This window comes from Breznakiella homolactica (assembly GCF_016616095.2).
Taxonomy (GTDB): Bacteria; Spirochaetota; Spirochaetia; order Treponematales; family Breznakiellaceae; genus Breznakiella; species Breznakiella homolactica.
Window position 1 is genome coordinate 501,080 of record NZ_CP067089.2, and the last position, 22,252, is coordinate 523,331.

Annotated in this window: 16 protein-coding genes; 5 read left to right on the plus strand and 11 right to left on the minus strand. The window is 53.0% G+C overall.

The window, feature by feature from the left end; translation table 11 throughout:
• The first annotated feature begins 61 nt into the window (after nucleotides 1–61).
• From JFL75_RS02520 to JFL75_RS02535, 4 genes are all read left to right on the plus strand, one after another.
• Nucleotides 62–2,239, plus strand: a complete 2,178-nt coding sequence (locus JFL75_RS02520; RefSeq protein WP_215625124.1) for a methyl-accepting chemotaxis protein — start codon at nucleotides 62–64, stop codon at nucleotides 2,237–2,239.
• A gap of 42 nt (nucleotides 2,240–2,281) precedes the next feature.
• A complete protein-coding gene (locus JFL75_RS02525) occupies nucleotides 2,282–3,925 on the plus strand; it encodes a sensor domain-containing protein (protein ID WP_215625125.1) in 1,644 nt (547 codons plus the stop codon).
• 106 nt (nucleotides 3,926–4,031) lie between these two features.
• Nucleotides 4,032–6,587 carry a LuxR C-terminal-related transcriptional regulator gene (locus JFL75_RS02530; protein WP_215625126.1) on the plus strand — a complete coding sequence of 852 codons (2,556 nt, stop codon included), beginning with the start codon at nucleotides 4,032–4,034 and terminating at the stop codon, nucleotides 6,585–6,587.
• A gap of 177 nt (nucleotides 6,588–6,764) precedes the next feature.
• Entirely contained in the window at nucleotides 6,765–7,208 is a 444-nt protein-coding gene (locus JFL75_RS02535; protein ID WP_215625127.1) for an Hsp20/alpha crystallin family protein, read from the plus strand.
• Nucleotides 7,209–7,599: 391 nt separating this feature from the next.
• Here JFL75_RS02535 and feoB read toward each other — a convergent pair whose 3' ends face one another.
• The 6 genes from feoB to JFL75_RS02565 all read right to left on the minus strand — a co-directional run bounded on the left by feoB (nucleotide 7,600) and on the right by JFL75_RS02565 (nucleotide 15,960).
• Nucleotides 7,600–9,618 (minus strand): ferrous iron transport protein B, encoded by a 2,019-nt coding sequence (gene feoB, locus JFL75_RS02540; RefSeq protein ID WP_215625128.1) that lies wholly within the window; start codon nucleotides 9,616–9,618, stop codon nucleotides 7,600–7,602.
• Nucleotides 9,608–9,865 carry a FeoA family protein gene (locus JFL75_RS02545; RefSeq protein ID WP_223292749.1) on the minus strand — a complete coding sequence of 86 codons (258 nt, stop codon included), beginning with the start codon at nucleotides 9,863–9,865 and terminating at the stop codon, nucleotides 9,608–9,610. Before JFL75_RS02545 ends, feoB begins: the two co-directional genes overlap by 11 nt.
• On the minus strand, nucleotides 9,862–11,979 hold the full coding sequence (locus JFL75_RS02550; RefSeq protein ID WP_215625129.1) for a methyl-accepting chemotaxis protein: 2,118 nt from the start codon (nucleotides 11,977–11,979) through the stop codon (nucleotides 9,862–9,864). Before JFL75_RS02550 ends, JFL75_RS02545 begins: the two co-directional genes overlap by 4 nt.
• 370 nt (nucleotides 11,980–12,349) lie before the next feature.
• Nucleotides 12,350–13,690 carry a TPM domain-containing protein gene (locus JFL75_RS02555; RefSeq protein WP_215625130.1) on the minus strand — a complete coding sequence of 447 codons (1,341 nt, stop codon included), beginning with the start codon at nucleotides 13,688–13,690 and terminating at the stop codon, nucleotides 12,350–12,352.
• Complete coding sequence (locus tag JFL75_RS02560) at nucleotides 13,687–14,742, minus strand: TFIIB-type zinc ribbon-containing protein (RefSeq protein ID WP_215625131.1); 1,056 nt, start codon at nucleotides 14,740–14,742, stop codon at nucleotides 13,687–13,689. Before JFL75_RS02560 ends, JFL75_RS02555 begins: the two co-directional genes overlap by 4 nt.
• Nucleotides 14,743–14,781: 39 nt before the next feature.
• Complete coding sequence (locus tag JFL75_RS02565; protein ID WP_215625132.1) at nucleotides 14,782–15,960, minus strand: SPFH domain-containing protein; 1,179 nt, start codon at nucleotides 15,958–15,960, stop codon at nucleotides 14,782–14,784.
• A gap of 43 nt (nucleotides 15,961–16,003) precedes the next feature.
• Between JFL75_RS02565 and JFL75_RS02570 the strand changes: the two genes are divergently transcribed.
• A complete protein-coding gene (locus tag JFL75_RS02570) occupies nucleotides 16,004–16,228 on the plus strand; it encodes a hypothetical protein (RefSeq protein ID WP_215625133.1) in 225 nt (74 codons plus the stop codon).
• Nucleotides 16,229–16,280: 52 nt separating this feature from the next.
• On the opposite strand, the gene JFL75_RS02575 is transcribed toward JFL75_RS02570, so the two are convergent.
• From JFL75_RS02575 to JFL75_RS02595, 5 genes are all read right to left on the minus strand, one after another.
• Nucleotides 16,281–18,233: a glycoside hydrolase family 127 protein gene (locus JFL75_RS02575; protein WP_215625134.1), complete on the minus strand. Its 1,953-nt coding sequence runs from the start codon at nucleotides 18,231–18,233 to the stop codon at nucleotides 16,281–16,283.
• A 20-nt stretch (nucleotides 18,234–18,253) separates the two neighbouring features.
• The gene (locus tag JFL75_RS02580; protein ID WP_215625135.1) at nucleotides 18,254–19,105 is read right to left on the minus strand and encodes a carbohydrate ABC transporter permease; all 852 of its coding nucleotides are present in this window, start codon (nucleotides 19,103–19,105) and stop codon (nucleotides 18,254–18,256) included.
• A 1-nt stretch (nucleotide 19,106) separates the two neighbouring features.
• Entirely contained in the window at nucleotides 19,107–19,994 is an 888-nt protein-coding gene (locus JFL75_RS02585; protein ID WP_215625136.1) for a carbohydrate ABC transporter permease, read from the minus strand.
• A 71-nt stretch (nucleotides 19,995–20,065) separates the two neighbouring features.
• Nucleotides 20,066–21,454 (minus strand): ABC transporter substrate-binding protein, encoded by a 1,389-nt coding sequence (locus JFL75_RS02590; RefSeq protein ID WP_215625137.1) that lies wholly within the window; start codon nucleotides 21,452–21,454, stop codon nucleotides 20,066–20,068.
• Between the two features lie 29 nt (nucleotides 21,455–21,483).
• Nucleotides 21,484–22,116 carry a cysteine hydrolase family protein gene (locus JFL75_RS02595; RefSeq protein ID WP_215625138.1) on the minus strand — a complete coding sequence of 211 codons (633 nt, stop codon included), beginning with the start codon at nucleotides 22,114–22,116 and terminating at the stop codon, nucleotides 21,484–21,486.
• Nucleotides 22,117–22,252 lie beyond the last annotated feature (136 nt).

Here is a 22,252-nt window from a genome sequence, read left to right on the forward strand (position 1 = left end):
AGCTTTGCTACAGTGGAACCGTGCAATGGCGCCGTCCGGCTGGTGGATCAAGGAGCGGATTATGAAACTGAGGACAAGGCTTATTACGGTAATTCTGGGCCTGGCTGTTTTTGTAATAGCGGGCTTTTCCCTGTTTGTATATTGGCGTTCCAGTACGCTGCAGACAGAGGCGGCTATGGAAAACGCGCAGAATCTGGCGGGAAAACACGCCGGGGAAATGCAGGTATATTTTGAAACCTACCTGGAGACCGCCAGGACATTGGCTAAAATCATGGACAGCTACGACGCCTTTGTGCTGGAAGACCGGCGGTATAACTACGATTCCATACTGCTGAGTCTCATGGAATCCAATGCCCATTTCCTGGGTATCTGGTCCTGCTGGCAGCCGGACGTGCTTGACGGCCGGGACAGCCAGTTCGCGGGAACGGACCGGAGCGACAGCACCGGCCGGTACCTGCCGTACTACACCCGGGAAAACAACCGCATTGTCCGGAAGGTCATGTCCGGCTACCGGGAGCTTCTGGAAAACAACCGGGAGGAGGGGATCCTGGATCCGGAATTTAGGAACACCGGGGGTGCCCGCCAGCTTGTGACCAGCGTATTCGCTCCCATCAGACGGGAAGGCCGGATCCTCGGGTTCGTTGGAATTGATATTGATATTTCCGGACTTCAGGAACCTATCAGCCGTATCAAACCCTACGAAACCGGGGTAGCCGCGGTGTTCAGCAGCGGGGGCATTGTGGCGGCCCACTTCGACCCTGCCAGGGTGGGCCGGCAGATGCGGGAAACCGAAAAGGACATGAACGGCCGGTTCAACGACGCGGTAGCCGACGCGGTCAATAACGGGCAGGAATACGCCTATATGGTCTATTCCCCCCAGATGGGTACGGATATCCGGGTAATCGCCACACCCATAACCATCGGAAGCAGCGGAACCCCCTGGTCCATGCTGGTGGGGATTCCCATGGACAAGGTCCTGGCCCCGGTACACCGCATGCTCCGGTTCATTATCGGCATCGGCATCGCTGCTGTGATGCTCTTCGCCGCGGCTATTCTTCTGGTGGCCGCCGGTATTACCAGGCCCATCCGCGCCACCGCGGACATGCTTAAGGATATTTCCCAGGGGGAGGGTGACCTGACTAAACGCCTGCAGGCCGGCCGGAAGGATGAAATCGGCGACATGGCGGAACACTTCAACCTGACCCTGGATAAGATCAGCCGCCTCATTGCGGTTATCAGGGACCAGTCTATAAACCTTTCTGCCATAGGCACTGAATTGTCTTCCAATATGACGGAGACCGCCGCGGCGGTGAATGAAATCAGCGCCAATGTGGAAAGTGTCAAGAACCAGGTCATCAGCCAGACCGCCGGGGTAACCCAGACCGGAGCCACCATGGAACAGATTACCCGGAGCCTGGACCGGCTCAACGGGCAGATAGAAAACCAGGCGTCCAGCGTTACCGAGTCATCCAGCGCGGTGGAACAGATGCTGGCGAATATTGCCAGCGTTACCCGGACATTGGTAAAGAACGCTGAAAACGTGGAGGACCTGGCTCTGGCAGCTGAAAAGGGACAGCATGACCTGCAGCTTGTGGTCGGTGATATCCGGGAAATCGCCGGTGAGTCCGAGGAACTGCTGGTGATAAACGGAGTAATGCAGAATATCGCCAGCCAGACGAATCTGCTCTCCATGAACGCGGCCATTGAAGCGGCCCACGCCGGGGAAGCGGGAAAGGGTTTCGCGGTGGTGGCGGATGAAATCCGGAAACTGGCGGAATCCTCCGGGGAACAGTCCAGGACAACATCGGGGGTGCTGAAAAAAATAAAGGATTCCATGGACCGGATTACCCTGTCCATGGAAGACGTTTTGATGAAATTTGAAGCCATCCACCGGGATGTACGGACTGTGGCCGATCAGGAATCGGCCATCAGGAACGCCATGGAAGAACAGAGCGCGGGAAGCAAACAGGTTCTTTTGGCTGTAACCAATATGAACACCATAACCCAGGAAGTCCGGAACAGCTCCGGGGAAATGCTCACCGGCAGCATGGAAGTAATTAATGAAAGCCGGAACCTGGACCGGATTACCCAGGAAATTGCCGGGAGTATGAACGAAATGGCCAGCGGGTCCCGGCAGATTACCATCGCGGTAAACCGGATAAACGATATCACCCTGGAAAACAAGCAGCGTATCGATACCCTGACGGAGGAAGTGGGGAAATTTAAGATTGAAGGATAAACCATAACGGAACTGCAGCGCTGAGGCAATGGAGGGCACGCAATGCAAAATGAAACACCGCAAAACCTGGGTTATGTTCTTGACAGTATATCGGCGGCGGTATTGGTGGTTAACAAAGAAAACGGCCTGGTGGAATACGCCAACGGCAAGATTTGTCAGGCCCTGGACAAGACAATTCATGAAATCCAGGGCAGGCATTTCCGGCACCTCTTCCTGCCGGAATTTATCTCGGTCTACTACCGCATTCTGGCGGACTGCGAGGACGGCCGGGAACATACGGTCATATATTACTGGGCGGAAAAAGTAGCGTGGGAACAGATTTCCGCAATGTCGGTTAACTGGAACGGCCGTCCCGCTATTCTGCTCACCATCCTGTATGTGAGCGAATTCGCCCGGTCCGAGTATGTACTGGAAACCATGAACCACTTCGACAGCCTGCTCAAACTTCCCAACGGCGCAAAGCTGGAGGATGATATCAATGAGCTGGCGAACTTTGAAACCGTGGCTCTGCTGTACTTTGAGATTGAGCATTTTGAGGAAATCAACGATATGTACGGCTGGGACAACGGCGATTTTCTCCTGATGCAGATACGGGACTGGCTGCTTTCCAGCGAGTCCCGGCGGGCCCAGATTTACCGGGTCAGCAACGGCTTCGCCATCCTGGGCCGGCATGTGACCATGCAGGACGCCATCAACCGTTCCGAGGAAATCCTCCGGCGGTTCAGCCAGCCCTGGGCCCAGCGCACCGCCGGTAAAACCCTGTCCCTGTACTGCACGGTCAGACTGGGCATCGTCTACGGCCATTACGTAAAAAACGAAATGCGCAACATCCTGCTGCGGACCATCCGGTCCTGCGAAAACAGCGACAAGGGATACGCCATCTACGACGAGCAGGCAAACCAGGAAGCGAAACGGGCCCGGAAGGTGATGGGCATGTTTATCAGCTGTGTCCTCAACAACATGAACGGTTTTGATATTCATTTTCAGCCCATCATCGATGTCAGAACCGGACGGTGGTGTGCCGCGGAAGCGCTGTGCCGCTGGACCGCAACCGACGGAACCGCGGTTTCGCCCATGGAATTTATCCATCTGGCCGAACAGCTCCACCTGATTGAAACCCTGGATAACTGGGTAAGCGCCTCCGCTATGGAACGGTGCGTAGCCCTGGGCCTTCACCAGCGGGAATTCATCCTGGATATCAATTTTTCTCCCACCCGGCAGGTTAAGGAATCCTTCATCAACAAACTGCTTAAAACCCTCAAAGATACGGGGTTTCCCCCGGAAAAACTCAACCTGGAAATTACCGAAAGCGCCAAGATGAATTTTGACAGCGCCAATATTTCCGGGCTCAAGCGCCTGCGGGAGGAGGGGATTGTCCTGAGCCTGGATGATTTCGGCACCGGTTATTCCAACTTCGAGAACCTGATACATTTGTCCGCCAAGGCTCTGAAGACCGAAAAGATGTTCCTGGATGGTATCGAACACGATACATACCGGCAATATCTGCTGAAAATGCTCACTGATCTGGCGCACCATCTGGGAATGTCCCTGATATGCGAAGGGGTGGAAACGGAGGAACAGTTCATGCTTCTGCAGAAGTACGGAATCGATTATGCCCAGGGGTACTATTTCAGCCGCCCCTTAACGTATGATCAGCTCAGGCAGGAACTGAACCGGTTTGTTTGATTCTCCCCGCTGCCGGAACAAAGAAAAGACCTTCACTTTCAGAGGAAAAAAATACGATTGCGGCCGGCTGAAATAATAGTGTACACTATGTGTGGAGGATACCGCCGTGCCGCACAAAAACAATCTTCCGTTGCGCCAGGGAATGATCCGGCGTCCGCGGCTGCACGCTCTCATCAGTGAAGGCCTGGGGTATCCCCTGCTTGTTTTCCAGGCCGGATCGGGATTCGGGAAAACCCAGGCCATGGCGGATTTCCTCAGTCAGAATAATGAAGACCGTATCCTGTGGATGCGCCTGGGCAGTCTCGACAACCTGCATACGCGGTTTTGGGATCACCTTACCTGCGCTCTGGGAAGGGAGTTTCCCGGCCTGGCCGCACGCATGGAGAATCTGGAATTTCCCGGCACTCTCTATAAGTATGATGAATTTCTGCAGGCCCTTACCAGTGAAATCTCAGGCGGCCGCCGGGTATTATGGACCTTTGATGATTTCGGCGAAATTACTGACAAAGGGGTAAAGGATTTTTTCCGCATGCTGGCGGAACCGGAACTGGAAAATTTCCGTCTGGTACTGCTGTCAAATTCTACTTCCAATATGAACGTATCTCCGCTGATGGCCGGCAGTGTCTTCCATATTACCGGCGGGGATCTGCGGTTTACCCCGATGGAAACCGCGGAACTGTACCGGATGCACGGGCTTTCGCCGGAAGATGACGAACTGATCCGCGTTGAACAGTATACCGAGGGCTGGCCCCTGGCGCTGAATCTGCTGGCGCTGCAGGGCGGCGGGCTGCTGGATGAATCCGGCGGCGGAAGTCCGGTTTTTGAAGGGGTTTCCCGCCTGTTCGCGGAGCGGTTTTTTAACACGTATCCGCCGGATCTGCAGAAGTTCTTTGCGGCCCTCTCTTTGCTTCCGTCCTTTACCAGGGATCTCATGGTGAATTTATATGATGGAGATCCCGCGGATCTGGAAGTTGTCGGCAGCCACATGTTTATCACCAGCGAACCCGCTGTCGGCTGTTTTAAATTTCACAATTTGTACCGGGTGTTTCTGCAGGAAAAAAAGCATCTCCTCAGTCCGGAAGAGGAAAATCTGGTTTGGCGGAAAGCCGGGGAATACTACGCGGCTTCCCGGGGAATCGGGGATGTGATCGAAGCTATCGCCTGTTACCGCAAGTGCGGCGACCACAAAGGTATGCTTCAGGTGATTTCCGATATTGCCAAGTGGCAGTATGAAATAACCGCGGAAAACGCGGCGTATTTTCTTGAACACCTGGATGTCCTTACTGCCGAAGAAGTCCGGCAATATCCCGTGGCGGATTATCTGCGGGCGCTGATCAATGTATGCATACTGGAACTGGAGAAGGCCGAGGCCCTGCTTACGGATCTGGAACAGCGGCTTCTGGCCGCGGGAACCCCGGAGGCGTTTACCCTTTTGGGGGATGTGTACGCGGCTCTGGGGGCGATTCATATGATGCGCTGTGAGGAGGACTTCGGGGATTATTACAAGAAGGCGGTAACATATCTTCCGGAGGGAACGAACTTTACCAGCAAGAACAAACTGCTCACCCATAACAATAATTATTTTGCCATGCCGGATAATCTTCCGGAAGCAAAGGAACGGATGGAGCAGGCCATGCATTACGGTGTGTCATGGATTTCCCGGTTCCTTTCCGGCGGCATGAGCGGGCTGGAGCACATTTTTTCCGCCGAAGCCGCCTACCTGTCCTACGACCTGGATTCCGCGGAACAGCACGCGTACCGGGGCATATACAAGGCGGAAGCCAACGATCAGCATGGCCTTGTATGCAACGGCTTTTTTATTCTGGCCCGGATCAGCTTTATGCGGGGAAACCTCGCGGATACGGCCAGGCATATCCAGAGTATTGCGGATTATGCCGGCCGATTCAGCATTCCATTGCTGAAGGAAATCCGGGATACCGCCCAGGCCTGGTATTATATCCGGCTCCATGACTTCGGGAGAATCCCCAGGAGTATCCTGAACATCCATAATTCGGAACAGCCGCTGCTGGATTACGGACGGCCCCAGCTTATTTATGCCCTGTACATGATCACCATCGGGGAGTACGCCAGGCTTTTGGGAATGCTGGAATACCCCAAGGGACTGTACATGACCTGGGGAATCTGGCCGGACCGTATCAGCTTGAATATAATGACCGGTATTATCCAGTACCATCTTGGAAACACCGCCGCGGCAATGGAAGCCCTGTGGTCCGCCTATGACATGTCCTGCCACAACGGGCTGATCACCATGTTTATCGAAGGTGAAAACCATATAGCGCCTCTCATCGCCGCTGCCCGGCAGCAGAATAAATACCCATTTGATCCCCAATGGCTCGATCTCATTGAAAAACAATCCGCGGATTTTGCCAGGCGGGCTGCGGTTGTCCGGGCTTCCTACAAAAAGCAGAGCGCAGCAAAACCGGCAAAGGAAAATCCCCTGACCAGACGGGAAGAGGAAATTCTTCTCGATCTGTCCCGGGGCCTTACCAGAGAGGAAATTGCGGAGGCCTACGCCATGTCCCTTAATACGATAAAGTCGTTTATCAAAACCATCTACCACAAACTGAACGTATCCAACCAGGCCGAAGCCGTTTCCATTGCCATGCTGAATGGTTATATTGAAATCCCTCCCCAGGAATAACCCGGTACCGGAAAAACTGTTCTGTCATTCTCCGTAATCTGAAAATCCCGGCAATTCCGATGATTTCATACCCATACGGGTGATGAAATCCCATACCAAGCCTACTACATTTAAAACATCAAATATCAGGCTAAAGAAAAATTAGCGGATATCTATTTATAAAACAGGAGGCATTGTATGAAATCGGTAACGTTGTACCGGCCGACAACATTGGAAGAAGCGCTTGTGAATTTCGACCAATTGGCTGAAACTTTTTTCGGAGATACTGCCGCAGGCGTCCCGGGTCATTCCGGTCCCCGTCCGGCGGTGGATGTAAAAGAAACCGAAAAAAGCTATTTCCTCGAAGCGGAACTTCCCGGCTATGATGAAAAAAATGTGGAAGTTCACGTTGAAGGAAATGTTCTGATCATTTCCTCAAAGAAAGAAGAAAAAGCCGAAAAGAAGGAGGATGCGTATATTCTCCGGGAACGTAAAAACGAGTCCTTCAAGCGTTCATTCAAATTACCCGATAACGCGGACCCGAATTCAATTTCCGCGGGTTATAAAAACGGAGTCTTAACGGTTGAAATTAAGAAAAAGGAAGCGTCGAAAAAACGCGCCGTCGCTATTGAAAAAAAATAGAAAAATATTGACCGAACATAATAAAACAGGGATTTAAAAAAAATACCGGAAAGCCGAGTATCCTTGTTATACTCGGCTTTTTTATTACAGTGTGTATTTCTTGTTTCTTCGGATAACGAAATACAGAAGCGGGGCTCCGGGAATACGTGCACCTGCCGGATCTGGAGGAATACATCATGAATACGGCCGCAGCCGATCCTTTCACGGGAACCGGATTGGCTATATGGTGCCTTTTGCTTTATTTGATGTTTACCCTGGCTTTCAGCTTTGTTGAAATTTCCAGCCTATCCATGCTGGTCTCATTCGGTGGACAGGAATATCGTGAGGGCAGCAGCGGTTCCGGACTAAGCCGGTTTTATCGGCGGCCATATCACACCATCCTGAATGCTACTCAGAAGAAAAAGCTCCCCACCTGGAAAATAATAAACGCCCATACCCAGGCAATAAGACACTGTCCCAGGACCACTCCAAGGGCCGCGGGTCCGCTTTTGAGTTCCCGGCGGACCGCTGCCACCGCGGCGACACAGGGGGTGTACAGCAGGGTGAATACCAGGAAACTGAAGGCCCCCAGGGGACTGAACATTCCTGCCAGGGCTGAGGGCAGCGCGTCCAGGCTGGTACCGGCCAGCACCGCCAGGGTGCTCACCACCGCCTCCTTGGCCATAAACCCGGTAATCAGCGCTACCGCAGCCTGCCAGTAACCGAAGCCCAATGGCGCAAAGAGGGGAACGGTCCACGAAGCCAGGGATGCCAGGATACTGCTTTCCTGGTCTGCCGCAAGATTGAAACGGATATCAAAGGTACGGAGCAGCCAGACGACCATGGTGGCAAGGAAAATAATTGTAAAAGCACGGCGCAGGAAATCCCGGGCCTTTTCCCAAAGCAGGAGGAGTACGCTCCTGATATTGGGCAGCCGGTAGTTAGGCAGCTCCATTACAAAGGGAACGGGACTGCCCTTAAACCAGGAGAGGTGTTTAAAACCAAGGGCCGTTATAATTCCGATAAGGATACCCAGCACATATAATGCCATCATCACCAAAGTACTGTGCCGGGGAAAGAAGGCCGCCGTAAAGGCCGCGTAAATGGGGAGTTTTGCGGAACAGCTCATGAACGGGGTGAGCAGGATGGTCATCTTCCGGTCACGCTCGCTGGCCAGGGTACGGGCGGCCATGACCGCGGGTACCGTACAGCCGAACCCCAGCAGCATGGGAACAATGCTGCTGCCCGAAAGTCCCAAACGGCGCAGGGGCTTATCCATCACAAAAGCAACCCGGGCCATGTACCCGGAATCTTCCACAAGGGATAAAAAGAAAAACAGAGTGATAATCACCGGCAGGAAGGTCAGAACCGTTCCGATTCCGGTGAGGGCGCCGTCCGTGATGAAACTGCGCACCACCGGGTTCACCCCAATGGCGGAAAGGCCGTCACCGGCCTTGATGCTGAGCCATTCCAGGGCGCTTCCCAGAGCGTCGGACAAAGGCTGGCCGATGACCCCGAAGGTGAGCCAGAAGATAAGAAGCATCATCAGAAGGAAGATGGGAATGGCCCACACCCGGTGGGTCAGGAGGCGGTCCGCCCGGGTGCTCCGGTCGCGTCCGGGGTTTTTCCCGCTTTTTACCACGGTCCTGCTGACGACCCCTTCGATAAAGCTGTAGCGTGTATCCGCAAGCGCCGCCTCACGGTCCGTATCCATTTCATTTTCCATGTCTTCCGCCAGATGCCGGATACCCTCTTTTTCGTTCTCCGACAGCCGGAGCTGTTTCTCCATGGGAGCGTCACCTTCCACCAGCTTGGCGGCGGCAAAACGCGGAGGTATCCCGAGCTGCTCGGCATGGTCCTCAATAAGGTGGGCAATGCCGTGGATGCACCGGTGGACCGGGCCGGAACAGAAATCCCGGGGTTCAGGTTTTGTGCGGGACCTGGCAGCGGTGATGGCGCAGTCCACCAGCTCATGGATACCCTCGTTTTTCGCCGCGGATATGGGAACCACCGGAACCCCGAGTTCTTTGGCCAGGGCGGTGACTTTCACGGTATTCCCCGCGGCGCGCATTTCATCCATCATGTTCAGGGCAATGACCATGGGTACCGAGAGTTCCAGAAGCTGAAGGGTCAGATAAAGGTTGCGTTCGATGCTGGTGGCGTCCACGATGTTGATGATGCCGTCGGGCTTTTCACTGATAATAAAATCCCGGGTAATGATTTCCTCACTGGTGTAGGGAGACAGGGAATAAATTCCCGGCAGATCCACGATAACCGCGTATTCATGGTCCTTTATGCGGCCGTCCTTGCGTTCAACCGTGACACCGGGAAAATTGCCAACCCGCTGGCTGGAACCGGTGAGATGGTTGAAGAGGGTGGTCTTACCGCTGTTCTGGTTTCCCGCCAGGGCAAAGGTGATGTTACCGGTCATGGCCGGATTCCATCAGGTCAAAGTCAATATTGGCCGCATCCGCGCGGCGCAGAGTCAGGGAGTATCCCCGGAGTTCCAGTTCCATGGGATCCCCCATGGGGGCGAGCTTTACCACTTTTACGGAGGTGCCCGGGGTGAGACCCATATCCAGGAGCCGGCGCCGGAGCGCCCCTTCTCCGTGTACCCGGGAAATACGGCCAAGGGTCCCCGCGGGAACCATGTCCAGTGTCACGTCCGCCGCCTTCATACACCTTCCGCAATCCCCGAATCCTTTGCCCGTTCCAGGGACAAGCTGATTCCATGGGCCGCCTCACGGATTTCCCGGGTGGATTCGCCCACTTCATAGGAAATGGTTTTCAGTTTTTCCACCTCATCATGGATGGTATTGCTCTGGGTTTGTATCGCCTCGGAGCCGCCGCTGACACGGCCGGTTATTTCCCGCATGTCCGCCAGGGATGACAGTATCTGGGCGCCCCCGGCGGACTGCTGTTCCACCGCGTCGTTAACCCGGGTAAAGGAGGTGTCCACGGACTTAATGTCCGTAAAAATGGTGTCCATGGTATGCACCGTTTCACGGGTAACTTTCGTGATTTCCTGGATGGCATCTTCCATTTTTTTAATTTCCGCCGCGATGGAATGGGATTCCTGTTCCGATGATTCGGCAAGCTTGCGGATTTCCTCCGCCACCACGGCGAACCCCTTTCCTGACTCCCCGGCGTGTGCCGCCTCGATGGCGGCATTCATGGAAAGAATATTGGTCTGGGAGGCGATATTGGAGATGGTATGGTTGGCGTCCTGGAGAGCCGCGGACTGAGCCGAGATTTTTTCCAGTTCTTCGGTGAGACTGTTAAGGGTTTTCTGGCCCTCTTCAGAGGAGGCGCTCAGGGTGTCCGTAACTTTGGCTGTTTCGGTGACGATGGAACGGAGGGATGAAATGCTGGCAACCATCTGTTCTATGGCGGAGGCGGAATCGCCGATGTTCGTAACCTGCCGCTGCACCGCCGTGTTGAGAGTATTGATGTTTCGTACAATCTCATCTACCGAGCCGGAGGTGAGGGCAACGGAACGGTCCTGTTCTTCGGTCCGCAGCTGCATACGGTCCATGTTGCTGCTAATAATTTCCAGGGCCGCGGCGGATTCCCCGATTTCACGGTTAAGATTGCCGCTGGCCTCAGTGATGTTTGACAGATGCCGGTTGAGTTCATCAAAGGCACCGCTCATGCTGTCCCGGATTTTAATAAGTGCCCGCTGGAGGCCCCCGATTTCATCCTCCCGGTATTGTTTGAAATCAACGGTAAAATCCTTGTCCGCCAGGGCGTGGGCAACCTGCTCAACCTCTTTTATGGGACCGCTGATTTTTCCCGCAACCCAGGTGATGATAAGCAGCGCCGCCGCGAGGAATACCACGCTGATGATAAGGAAACTGATGAGCACCCGGTTCCGGGTTTTCATCACCAGAGAGGCCTCCCGCACACCCACCACATACCAGGGATCCGAAGCGCCGTCCATCCGGACCGGGAAGTAGCTGATATACTGGGCCTTCCCGCTGTTCCGTATTCTTGCACTCCCCTTATTGCCTGCCATCATATCCGCAATGGCTGCTTTAAAATCCCCCGACACGGTGATGGGTTGTTCTTCCGTGCGGGGATTCCCCTGGGTATCCAGGATCAGCGCCCCGCCGGCGTCCCGGAGTGCCACGGTGCGGGTCATCTTTTTGTAGTTGTATAGCTCTTCGAGGTAGCTCGTGTCCGGATGGGCAACCACGATGCCCTGGCCATCCAGGATATAAGCCCAGGATTCCGCATCGGATACTTCCATAACCATGGACTGAAGGGCGGTGAGTTCAATATCCCCGGCCATGATCCCTATCATTTCACCGCCATTGTACACCGGATAATAAATTCCCGCGGTGGGCCGCTTGGTGGTCACCGAATAATATGACTCGGACACATAGGGTTTCCTCAGGGCTTCCATCTTGATGAACCACGCCCGGTTTTTCCGGTCTCCCAGGGCGCCGGAGGAACGGCCAGTCTGCATACCGTCCATGCCCTGCATGTAGAGGAGTTCAAAATAATCGTTCCGTTCACGGCAGGCCGCCAGGACAGAATTCTGATCGGGGGTGTCCATGGAAAGGATGGCGGGGTTGAAGGACAGTTCCTCAACAATGTGGTAGGCGGTATTAACGAAGGCAAAGAGGTCCCGTCCCACAAAGGAAGTAAACTGGCTGTTCTCTTTGTAGACCTGGTCTTCGTAGCTGTGGGTGTACACAAAATAAAAACTCACCAGAATCGCGGCCAGCATGGCAATGAGGCTGACACCGATGGGTATCAGAATCTGGATGAACAGGGTTTTATTCTTCATGGTACTATCCTTCGTGATAACCGGTACGCGTCTTATAAACCGGCCATCGTAACGGCATCCCTGTTTTTGCAGGAATGCCGGACTGCTGCAGCCGCCGGGGTACCCGCTTTCCCGGAACGGGTACCCGGAGCCTCTTTATTAAATCTATTCTTAAATTCATTCTTAATTGAATATAAAGTACTCCCGGGGCCGGCGGATTTCACCACCCGAATGGGTACATAATTTACGGCGGGAATAACTTTATGGCCTGGAGAAATTTCCCCGGCTTTGCGGACGCTGCGTTATGAGCCGGTTCAGACGGGGAATAAAATCAGAGTGTTGCGGTACAGAACTAAAGACAGGACAGACCTATATGATCAGTTTTGCAGGATCAGAACTTCCTTCCGCCTCCTCCGTGGGTACTGCCGCTGGAGGACCGGTGGGATGAGGTCCCCGAAGAATAGGATCCGCCGCTGCTTCTGCTGCTGCTACTCGAACTGACTCCGCTGCTGCTTCGGTGATCATCGCTGCTGTAGCTGCTGGAATAACCTGAGGACGGCTGCGGCTTTGGAATGGGCGTTCGTGTGGTGTGGGTTCCTGTCAGCGTGTCGGTTCTTACGGTAAAATTAATATTGTATTGGTCCATGTAAGCCTGGACGGAGGGCGCAGCGGAGCTTCTCCGCCGCTGGACAAAAAACATAATCAGCACAATCAGCAGGGCAAGGCCGCATCCGTACAGAAGGGACCGCCCCACGAGTTCCGGAGTAAGCCGGAGTTTTAGCCATTCAAGGCCTGTTGCGCGGTGATACCGGATAGTAGTATGGGTATATTCGATAAACGAACCCAGAGCGGCATAATAATCTTCTCTTTCCATTTCCCGCCCGATAACTCTGAGCAGAGAATCGGCATGTTCATTATTGATATCGTACTGAATCGCTCCGCTGATATAGAGTTCCAGATTCCAGTTTCCGTCGGGCTGCATTTTTACCAGGAGCAGTATACCGTCCCTGTCAGGCCCTATACCGTAACCGCTGTCAAAAAAAATATCCCGGGCAAAGGCAGTCATGCTTTTTCCTCCGGTGCTGGTTAGGGTGAGAACAGCGCAGTCCGCCGAGTACTTGTCGGTTACTTCCAATAACCTGACGGATAATTCCGCCTTTTGTTCTTCGCTTAAGAGGCCCGCGTAGTCCCAGAGTTTTATCAGGGGGTCAACTTCCGTAACAGTAGCGGGACCTTCCGCCGCTTTTTTTGCTTTAATGTGTGCGGCGGCGTTTATAAGGAATTCCTCCGCCGCACCTTCATAACTTGCGTTTTGCAGGGGAACAAAAACTTTATCCAACAGGACCTCAATATCTGAATCCTTAAAGTAATCCAGTGCCAGGGCGTGGGTGGAAATCCAGATTTCCCGCTCCTGCATATTAAAGAGCAGCAGCATACCATCCCGGCTGGAGCCAATGCCGAAATGGTTATCATCAAAAAAATCATCAGCGAATGCCATAGATGTCTTTGCGCCGGTGGTGTTTGTGGTAACAATCACAAAATCAACAGCGGTTTCGGCTGCAAGGGCCTGGGCTCTTTTTTCCAGGGCCTCCCGCTGTGACTGGCTGAAAAGTCCGGCATCGTCGTGGATCTTTGAATCCGGGGATTGGGAGAAAAGGCCCGCGGGCAGGAAGAGGAGCGTTATACCTAGAAACAGAATAGGGGAAATTTTTCCGCAGCAGGTGATTCTCATAGGAAAAGTCCTCCCAAAAGAAAGAGAAGGCTGAAGGCTCCGGCCAGCGTCCCGAACCAGGCGAAGACCCTCTTCCAGCTGAAGGGCAGTCTTCCGGATATTTTTCCGCTTTGACCGTTCATGGCAAAGGTGTGGATAATCCCATTGTATTTTACCATGATGATCCACACCGGGAGCATAACATATAAGGTTGTTCTTCTGGCCAGATCCCGGTTCGTCAATGAATAGTTATAGGAGGTGAAGCCATGGACTGAACCTTTTAAAATTTCGGTGACAGTTTTGTCGATCCGCTGCTCAAAACGTCTGGAAGACTTGGCGGCGTCCACGTCGTAGCTTTCCGCGAAATGTCCGGAAAGGTATTCCATGGAAAAATCCGTAAGCTGGGAGTAGGCAAAGGGTTCCATGTCTTCCATAAGTTTATCGTCCAGCCTCTCTGAGGCGTCAGCGGGAACAAGATTAAACGGTACGGAAACCTGTCTTTCTATCCGGTAAGAATCCGTCTTGGTATACCGGTAATCGCTGTCGCTCCAGGAAGAGACTTTTTCGCCGCGGCCGGTAAGTCCCGCGCGGGCCACCGCGCTGAAAAGCCAGTAGGGAACGTAAAGCCCGGTCATTTCTCCCCGCCGGGCGTACTCCTTAAAAACCTTGGGCATAAACGGACCTTTGCAGTGGTTCTGCAGGGCAGCCACCGCCTCCGTTTTGGTTTTTTTAAAGGGGATAATCCGGGCAGGCCGGTATTCTCCCTGGAGCTGGGCGGCAAGAACCGTAGGGTTGTGGCAGTAAACGCAGAAGGTGGCGGCGGTATTTTTTTCCGCGATAACCCGGCCTCCGCAGCTGGGGCAGGTAAAGGCTATCATATTGTTTTTATCAAAGGCTTCCGCCTGCCAGCCGGCCTCCTCGATGCGGCTCTCTCCCTTCTGGGAACTGATCCGGGAAAGTTCGTCTTTGTTGAAGGAGGAGTTGCAGAAGTGGCAGTCCCACTTCTGGGTGGAAATTTCAAAGGCCAGAGCCGCCGCGCAATTGGGGCATTTGTAGTTTATCGCTGTTGCCATGGGGTTATCCTTTTCGGGATTTTAAGAACCCGGGGTTTCTTAGGTTAGTTTACTGCCGCAGTTGGGGCAGAACTTCGCCCCGGGATCGGCTTTGTTGCCGCATTCGCTGCAAAACAACGATGACGGTTTTTTGGTTCCGCAGTTGGAACAGAAGTTCCCGTCGGTTTCGGTCCTGCACTCAGGACAGGTCCAGGAGGTGGTATTCTTTGCGGGACTGCGCTCTGCGGTCTGGCGGTTGGTCTCTCCCGCGGCGGACACAAAGGCCCCTCCTTGGCCCATGGCCGCATTCATTCCCATGAACGCCATTCCCGCTCCGCCGGGATTGGAGCCCGCCGCCTCGATTCCACGGGCGGCCGCGCCCTGGACGTAGCCGTTCCGTACACCCGGATCCCCCAGCATGCCCCCCTGGTTCCGCATGGCAATCAGCTTCCGGGACTCATCGTCATAGGTGATGCTGTTGATCCCCACGGACTCGATAACAAAGCCTCTCCGGTTCGTCCAGTCATCGTCGAGGATAGCGGCCATGGTTCTGGCGAGCTCGCTGGTTTTGGCGGAAATATGGGAGATCCTTTCTCCCTGGACGGAGAGCTGACCGATGGCGGTCTGGAAGCAGGTGAGAAATTCCGAAAGGCAGAGTTTCTGCAGGTCCTTTATCAGGAGAGGACTCCCATCCCTTGGGGCCATCTCGGCGTAAAACAGCAGGGGATTGACTATTCTTATGCTGTAGTAGCCATTGGCCCGCAGACTGAGTTCCGCGTTGTAAAAGTTGTCAAAGTAATTCACCGGACTTTGGGTGCCGAAGGGAATGTCCCGGATCTCCTGGGTGTTTACAAAGTAGACCCGCATAGCCTTGGGGGAGATCCCGCCGAACTGGAAACGCTTAAACGCGACCATAATAGCTTCGTCGGCCTGGCCGTTAAACAGGGACGGGGCGGTTCCGGTGTTTACGGTAAAGTATCCCGGCTCAGCGCTGTAATCGATGATCTTGCCGCCGTCGGTGAGCAGCATAAACTGGTTCTCTTCCACATGGATAAGCGAACCGTCGGTGATGACCCCGTCACTTCCCTTAGTATTACTGTTCCGTTTATCGTTTTTTCTATACTGAACACCCCGGGTTATCAGGGTCGCGTTGGTCATAGAGTCGGCTTTGATGACATCTTTCCACTGGTCGGCAAGTGTTCCGCCGATGGAGCCCACGGCGGCTTTGATAATACCCATAGTACGCTCCTTAGATCTGGCATAATAAATCATAATTGCGGCTTTGATAAGGCTCGGTTCCGCGGAAAAATATGATGAAGCCCTGGTCTGTAAAGAACCGGCGGACAAGGGAGATGCGGAAGCCCAGTACAAGCTGGGCATGATGGTCATGGAAACCGGAAGTTCCTTTAAGTGGGAGGCCCGTACGTGGCTTGCCCGGGCCGCGGAGCAGGGCGTGGCCGATGCCACACTCCGGCTGAAAGAGATAAATGGGAAAGAAAGAGCCTAAACCGATGGACCTGTTCAGTGTTTTCCAGAGAAACGGTACAGCGCCGCCGAAATCAGGTGCGGAGCATCCATACCAGCATCCTGCCAAAGCCGCGGTTTCCCCAAAGGTAATAGGGTATGGCTTTAATGGCCGCTGGTTCCAGGGTGCTCCGGACTTCCCGGTAGAGACCATCCTGCCAGCCGCCGGGATTCCGTTTAAATCCGGAGAATTGAAGTACCACCGCCCTGGGATCAACCAGTTCAATCCCCCGGGATTCGGAAAAGGTACATTCACCGGGAATACATAAATTATTGATATCCTTTCCGTTATCCGCTTCTTCGATACAGTAGATTACCGGACCCCGCTGCAGTGCAACCCGGCCGCAGGCTTCCCGGACTTCGGGCCTCGCTTCGATCTGCATGACCGGCATGGAAAATTCCAATTCAATCGTATCATTCCCCCAAATCCGGCGGATCAGGCAATAGCCTTTCCGGATTTCATAGGGTACATCCGACCCATTAACCGTAACCTCCCAGTTCCTGCACCAGCCGGGAATCCGCAGGCCAACGGTGAAGACTTCACCCCCAGAGGCACCGACTTCAATCCGGACCGATCCTTCCCAGGGATAATCGGTCGTTACCGTAAGCTTCACCGGAGTGTCTTTTACCCGGAGCTCCGCGTCGCAGCCCGCGTATAAATGCATAAAAAGACCGGTTTCATTGACGGAATACATATACGAACCCAGGGATCCCATAAGACGCGAGATGTTCGGCGGGCAGCACGCCACATCGAACCATTCCTGCCGCTCGGCTTTCATCTTATCAATTACCGCGGCGCTGGCATGCTCAAACCGCTCGGGAAGGGCGGACAGATAGTTGGCATAAAAGAATTTATTTCCCAGCACGTCCACACTGGCCAGAATTACATTGTAGAGTGTCTGTTCCAGAATATCCGGATACCGGCTGTCGCAGTCAAACTGAACCATCCGGTTTGCCCACATGGCCAGCGCCACCGAAGCGCAGCTCTCATTGTAGGTATACTCGTTGGGAATGTCATAGGCAAAGGTAAACCGTTCTCCGTCTGAGGAAGGGCCTATACCGCCGATAATGGCGTATTGGGTATTGGCCATAGCGTCCCAGATGGTTTTGCACGCGTTGTACAGGGCCACATCATCATAGGCGTCGGCAATATCGCTCATGCCGCTGTAGAGGTACATGGCCCGGACCGCGTGTCCCACGGGTTCTTTCTGTTCCCGGACCGGCAAATGGGACTGGTATTCCGCGTAAGGCCCCCGGCTTTTTAAATAATATTTCAGATGCCTTTTTTGGTTAGCCGTTTTGGTGGTATCCACTCCGTAGGCGAGGGATTCCTGTTCAAAGAAATACGGCTGCGTTCCCCGTTCATCGATAAAATATTTGCTCAGATTAAGATGCTTTTCGTTTTGGGTAACACCGTAGAGCCGGACCAGGGCAAGTTCAATTTCCGGATGGCCGCAGTAACCCCGTTTTTTGCCGGGCTCACTGCCGAAGGTATCATCGATGAGGTCTACGTATCTGCACATGATATCCAGGAATTTTCTTTTTCCCGTGGCTTCAAAATACGCTACCGCCCCTTCAATCAAATGACCGGCGCAGTAGAGTTCATGCATATAATACAGATTGGTAAACCGGTTCTTAATCTCACAGGTTTTAAAATACGTATTCAGGTACCCGTCGGGAAACTGTTCCTGTTCCAGCATATCCACAATACGGTCAACTTTTTCTTCCAGGTCCTCGGAGGGGTTTGTGATTAAGCTGTAGGAAATGGCTTCAATCATTTTTCCGATGTCCGAATCCCAGAAAGGATGAGGCTTGTTGGGATCCCCGGGTTTCCACCGGCAGTATAGTGAATCGATTCTGCCGGTCGTATCCAGCTCATGGTATATATGGGGAACCGTGATCTCGGTATTCAGCTTCTGGCGTTCGGCCAGCAGTCCCGACGTCAGCCGGACGTGTTTCATGTTCACGGGAGTATACTGTCTCATCATGATTTTCTCCTTTTAATGGATTATCCCTTTAACCCTGTGGTGGCAATGCCTTCGACAAAATACCGCTGACCGATCAAAAACACCAGCAATACCGGAACGACGGCAACCAATGACGCCATCATGAGCAGGTTCCACTGGGAAGTATACATGCCGATAAAGGTTCTGAGCCCCATCTGAATGGTGTATTTCCGTTCGTTGCTCAGGAATATGAGGGGGTTGATAAAATCGTTCCAGGTGTTGAGAAACGTAAAGAGCCCCACACTTATCAGTGCCGGCTTCGAGAGGGGCAGTACGATTTTAAGGAAAATGGTGAAATGTCCCGCACCATCCACAAAGGCCGCCTCATCCAGTTCCTTGGGGATGGTCCGGAAAAACTGGCGAAGCAGGAAAATATTGAACATGCCTCCGCCGAAAATACTGGCGGTTCCCATGCCGAACCAAGAGGGCAGCATCAGGGGCACAAAGGTATTGATAAGCCCTAACTTTGTCCAGAGAATAAAATTGGGAATGAGGGTGGCAAAGTATGGAAGCATGATGCTGGACATGAGGATGTAAAAAATCTTGTCCCGGTGTTTCCATTGGACCCTGGAGAAACCGTACGCGCTCAAGGAACAGGAACAGAGAATACCCGTCACACAGACCGCCACAATTAAAAAAGTATTTTTAAAATAGTCCTTAAACGGCAGGGAAGTCAGCGCGTTCGGCAGATTTTCCCAGTGAATGGGATTGGGAAACACCACCGGAGGATAGGAAAATATCTGTTCCATCCCCATGAATGCGCTCCGCAGCATCCAGTAAAAGGGAACCAGCCAGATGAAAGCGATTATAAAAACGATGATGCTGTACAGATACTGTATTGGTTTCTTTGCCATGCTATTCATCTCCGTAGAATACCCAATATTTTGATGACCAGAACAGCAGCGCCGAAACCGCCGCGATCATCACGAACAGAATCCAGCCCAGGGAATTTGCTTTCCCGATTTCCCCGAATTCGAAGGCTTCCCGGTATAGGTTGTAGACGAGAAAATTCGTGGCGTTGTTGGGGCCGCCTTTGGTCATAATGTAAGCCTGGAGGAATGCCTGCATGCTGGAAATCAGGAACATGAGGGTATTAAAGAAAATCGTCGGCGTCATCATCGGCAGCGTGACATGCCGGAATTTCGTAAACGCGTTGCCGCCGTCCACCACCGTGGCTTCGTAGAGCTGTGTCGGGATGCTCTGCAGCCCCGCCAGGAATACCACCATGATGTTCCCGCTTCCCCAGGCGGTCATAATAAGGAGGGAAGGCAGAACCGTTTTTTCCGAATAAATCCATTTGCTGGGTGGAATCCCGAATATTTCAAGAACCGCGTTAAACAGCCCGAAATCGGGGCTCATCATCCACATAAAGATCATGGCAGTGGCGATTATGGGCACAATGGTCGGTACATAGAACATGGACCGGAGCGCGGAAAGCCCTTTTAGGTTTTTGCTGTTTAGGAGCATGGCAATGATAAAGGCCGTTCCGATACAGACCGGAACGTTCATCAGCGCGAAGATAATGGTGACCTTCAGGGAATTGTAGAAAAAGGGATCATTCCCCTGGAAATAGTTCAGGTAATTTTCCGCACCGATAAATTCGAAGGGTCTGGTTATTGAATAGTTTGTAAAACTGAGAACAAAGCTGGCGATCATCGGCCCCGCGGAGAATGCTATAAACCCAATAATTGACGGGAGTATAAACAGCACCCCGACAAGGGTTTCATTCTTTTTCTTTCCCATGGATCCTCCACTGTGCTAAGGGATATCCGAATCACGGGTATGTTTCGGATATCCCGGATTTTTACAGTCCGCTACCAGATATACTTTCCCTGGATCAGTTTGTTTACTTCAGGCTCAATCTTTTTCATAGCCTGTTCCGCGGTTTCCTGGCCAAGGTACATCCGCTCCAGAGCGGGCTGTACCAGAGCGTCAATTTTGGGGAAGTTCATGACATACGATGACGGATGCGTTTTGAGGTTATTCAGTACGGGCAGCATGATTGCGTCGGTGTATCCTTCGGGGTGGGCTTTGTTGCCCCGGGCCCAGAGACTTACCAGGCTATTGTCGGTGTAGTATTTTTTCATCATCGGCATCCAGAGGCCGGCCTTGTGGGTTTCCAGGGAGTTGGCGGGATCGGTAATCCACTTCCAGAAGAGGTAGGCTTCTTCGGGGTGTTTTGTGGTCTTGAAAATACCGATGGTTCCCCAGCCCGGCGACGTTACATAGGTTCCGTAGTTGGGAAGAACACCCACTCCAAAATCGGCGCTCCCCTGGGCGAGGTCGAGCAGTACCCACTGGCCGATCATGATGATGGCCGCCTGTTTGTTGATCAGGCTTACCGCCGCGGAGGGAAGGGCACTGGCTTCCGCGGGTGCCGGGGCTACGCCGTGTTTGACCGTGAGATCCGCCATATTCTGGAGAACCTTCAGTGCCGCGGGCTGGGTCAGCCCGAATTTATTGTCGTCGGTTACGTAATCGCCGCCGTTGGATCTGACCAGAGGCATGTACGCGCCCTGGTTGAAATCAAAGCGGAGACCGTACTGCCGGATTCTCGTCCTGTCAAACCCGGGTTCGGTGGCATTTTTGCCGTTTCTGTCAATGGTAAGTTTCTTTGTAATTTCCACAAACTGATCCCAGGTGAGGGCGCTTTCCATTGTTGTGGGGAGATCGGGGATTCCCGCGTCCCTGAAGGCCTGCTTATTGTAAAACAGCCCGTAGGATTCGGCGGCGGTAAACATTCCGTATGATTTTCCCTTGTCCCAGTACAGGAAGAGATCTTCAATAAAATCGTCCCGCTGGATACTGCTGTCCGCGTCGATGAGGTCAAAAATATTGTAGAGCATATTTTCTTTCGCGTAATCCAGGGCCATCCAGTCCCGGATATACCCAAGATCGGGCGCCTGGTTCCCCGCGACCATGGCGCTCATCTTGGCTTCATAGTCCGCGGGTATATGCTGGCCCTGTACTTTGATGTGGGGATACTTCGCCTCAAATGATGCAATCATATTTTCGATGGTTGGTTTTTCATAGGGACCTCCCCAGTAGGTAAAGTTGAGGACCACCGTATCCTGGGAAGCGGATTTTTCGCTGCCGCCCCCGGCATACACAAAAACACTGAGAGTAAGACACATTAATATGGAAATAAATACTTTGTATTTTCCGACTGTTTCATTCTGCACCTCCAGTTTTTTCCGGAACATAGGGTCTCCCCGTATGTTCCGCGGTTCCGTTATTCTAATGCTTCCAGGAATTGATCAGCGGTCATCACTGTTCCGATCTTGGGGAAGATAACCTCTTCTGCGTATTTCTGTTCCCGCTCCGTATCGGTTGCGGTGCAGTCCGAAATAACCGTTACACGGTACCCATGGTCATACGCGGACCGGGCGGATGATTCAACACACCAATTGGTATGGAATCCGGTGAACGCCACGTGTTCGATTTCATTGGCCCGGAGCAGGTAATTCAGCGGCGTGGAATGGAACGCATCCAGGGTCATTTTTCCCCGGATAACGATATCACCTTTTTCGGGAGTCAGCTCCTTGATGATCTCCGGCCCAGGCGTTCCCGCCACCCAGGCGCCGGTTCCCCAGTCGGCCTTCATTTCCATCTCGATACCGCGCAAGCCGCCGGTCCCGGGTCCGGTGGGTTTCAGTTCCGGGAACCCGGGCTGGAAGGCTTCAAAGGGACAGTAAAAAATCTTTACCTTTCCCCGGGCACCCTTGAGCAGTTTCTGCAAGTTCCCGATCACCCCCCGTTCTTTCAGCTGATCCTCGATGTACTGAAACATGGTGCCGCCCTTTGAAAGAAAATCATTCTGGGGTTCAATCAAAACGATGGCTGTTTTCTCTTTTGGCAGTTTCATTCTATACCTCCTTAAATCTAAGATTTCACCTGCACAGACTTCTCTCCCGCTAAAAATAGAATTGTTAGAGGTTCAAAATATGTAATGGTGTTGGTTTAAATAGGGTATTATTATTAGTTGATTTTAAAATTCAATT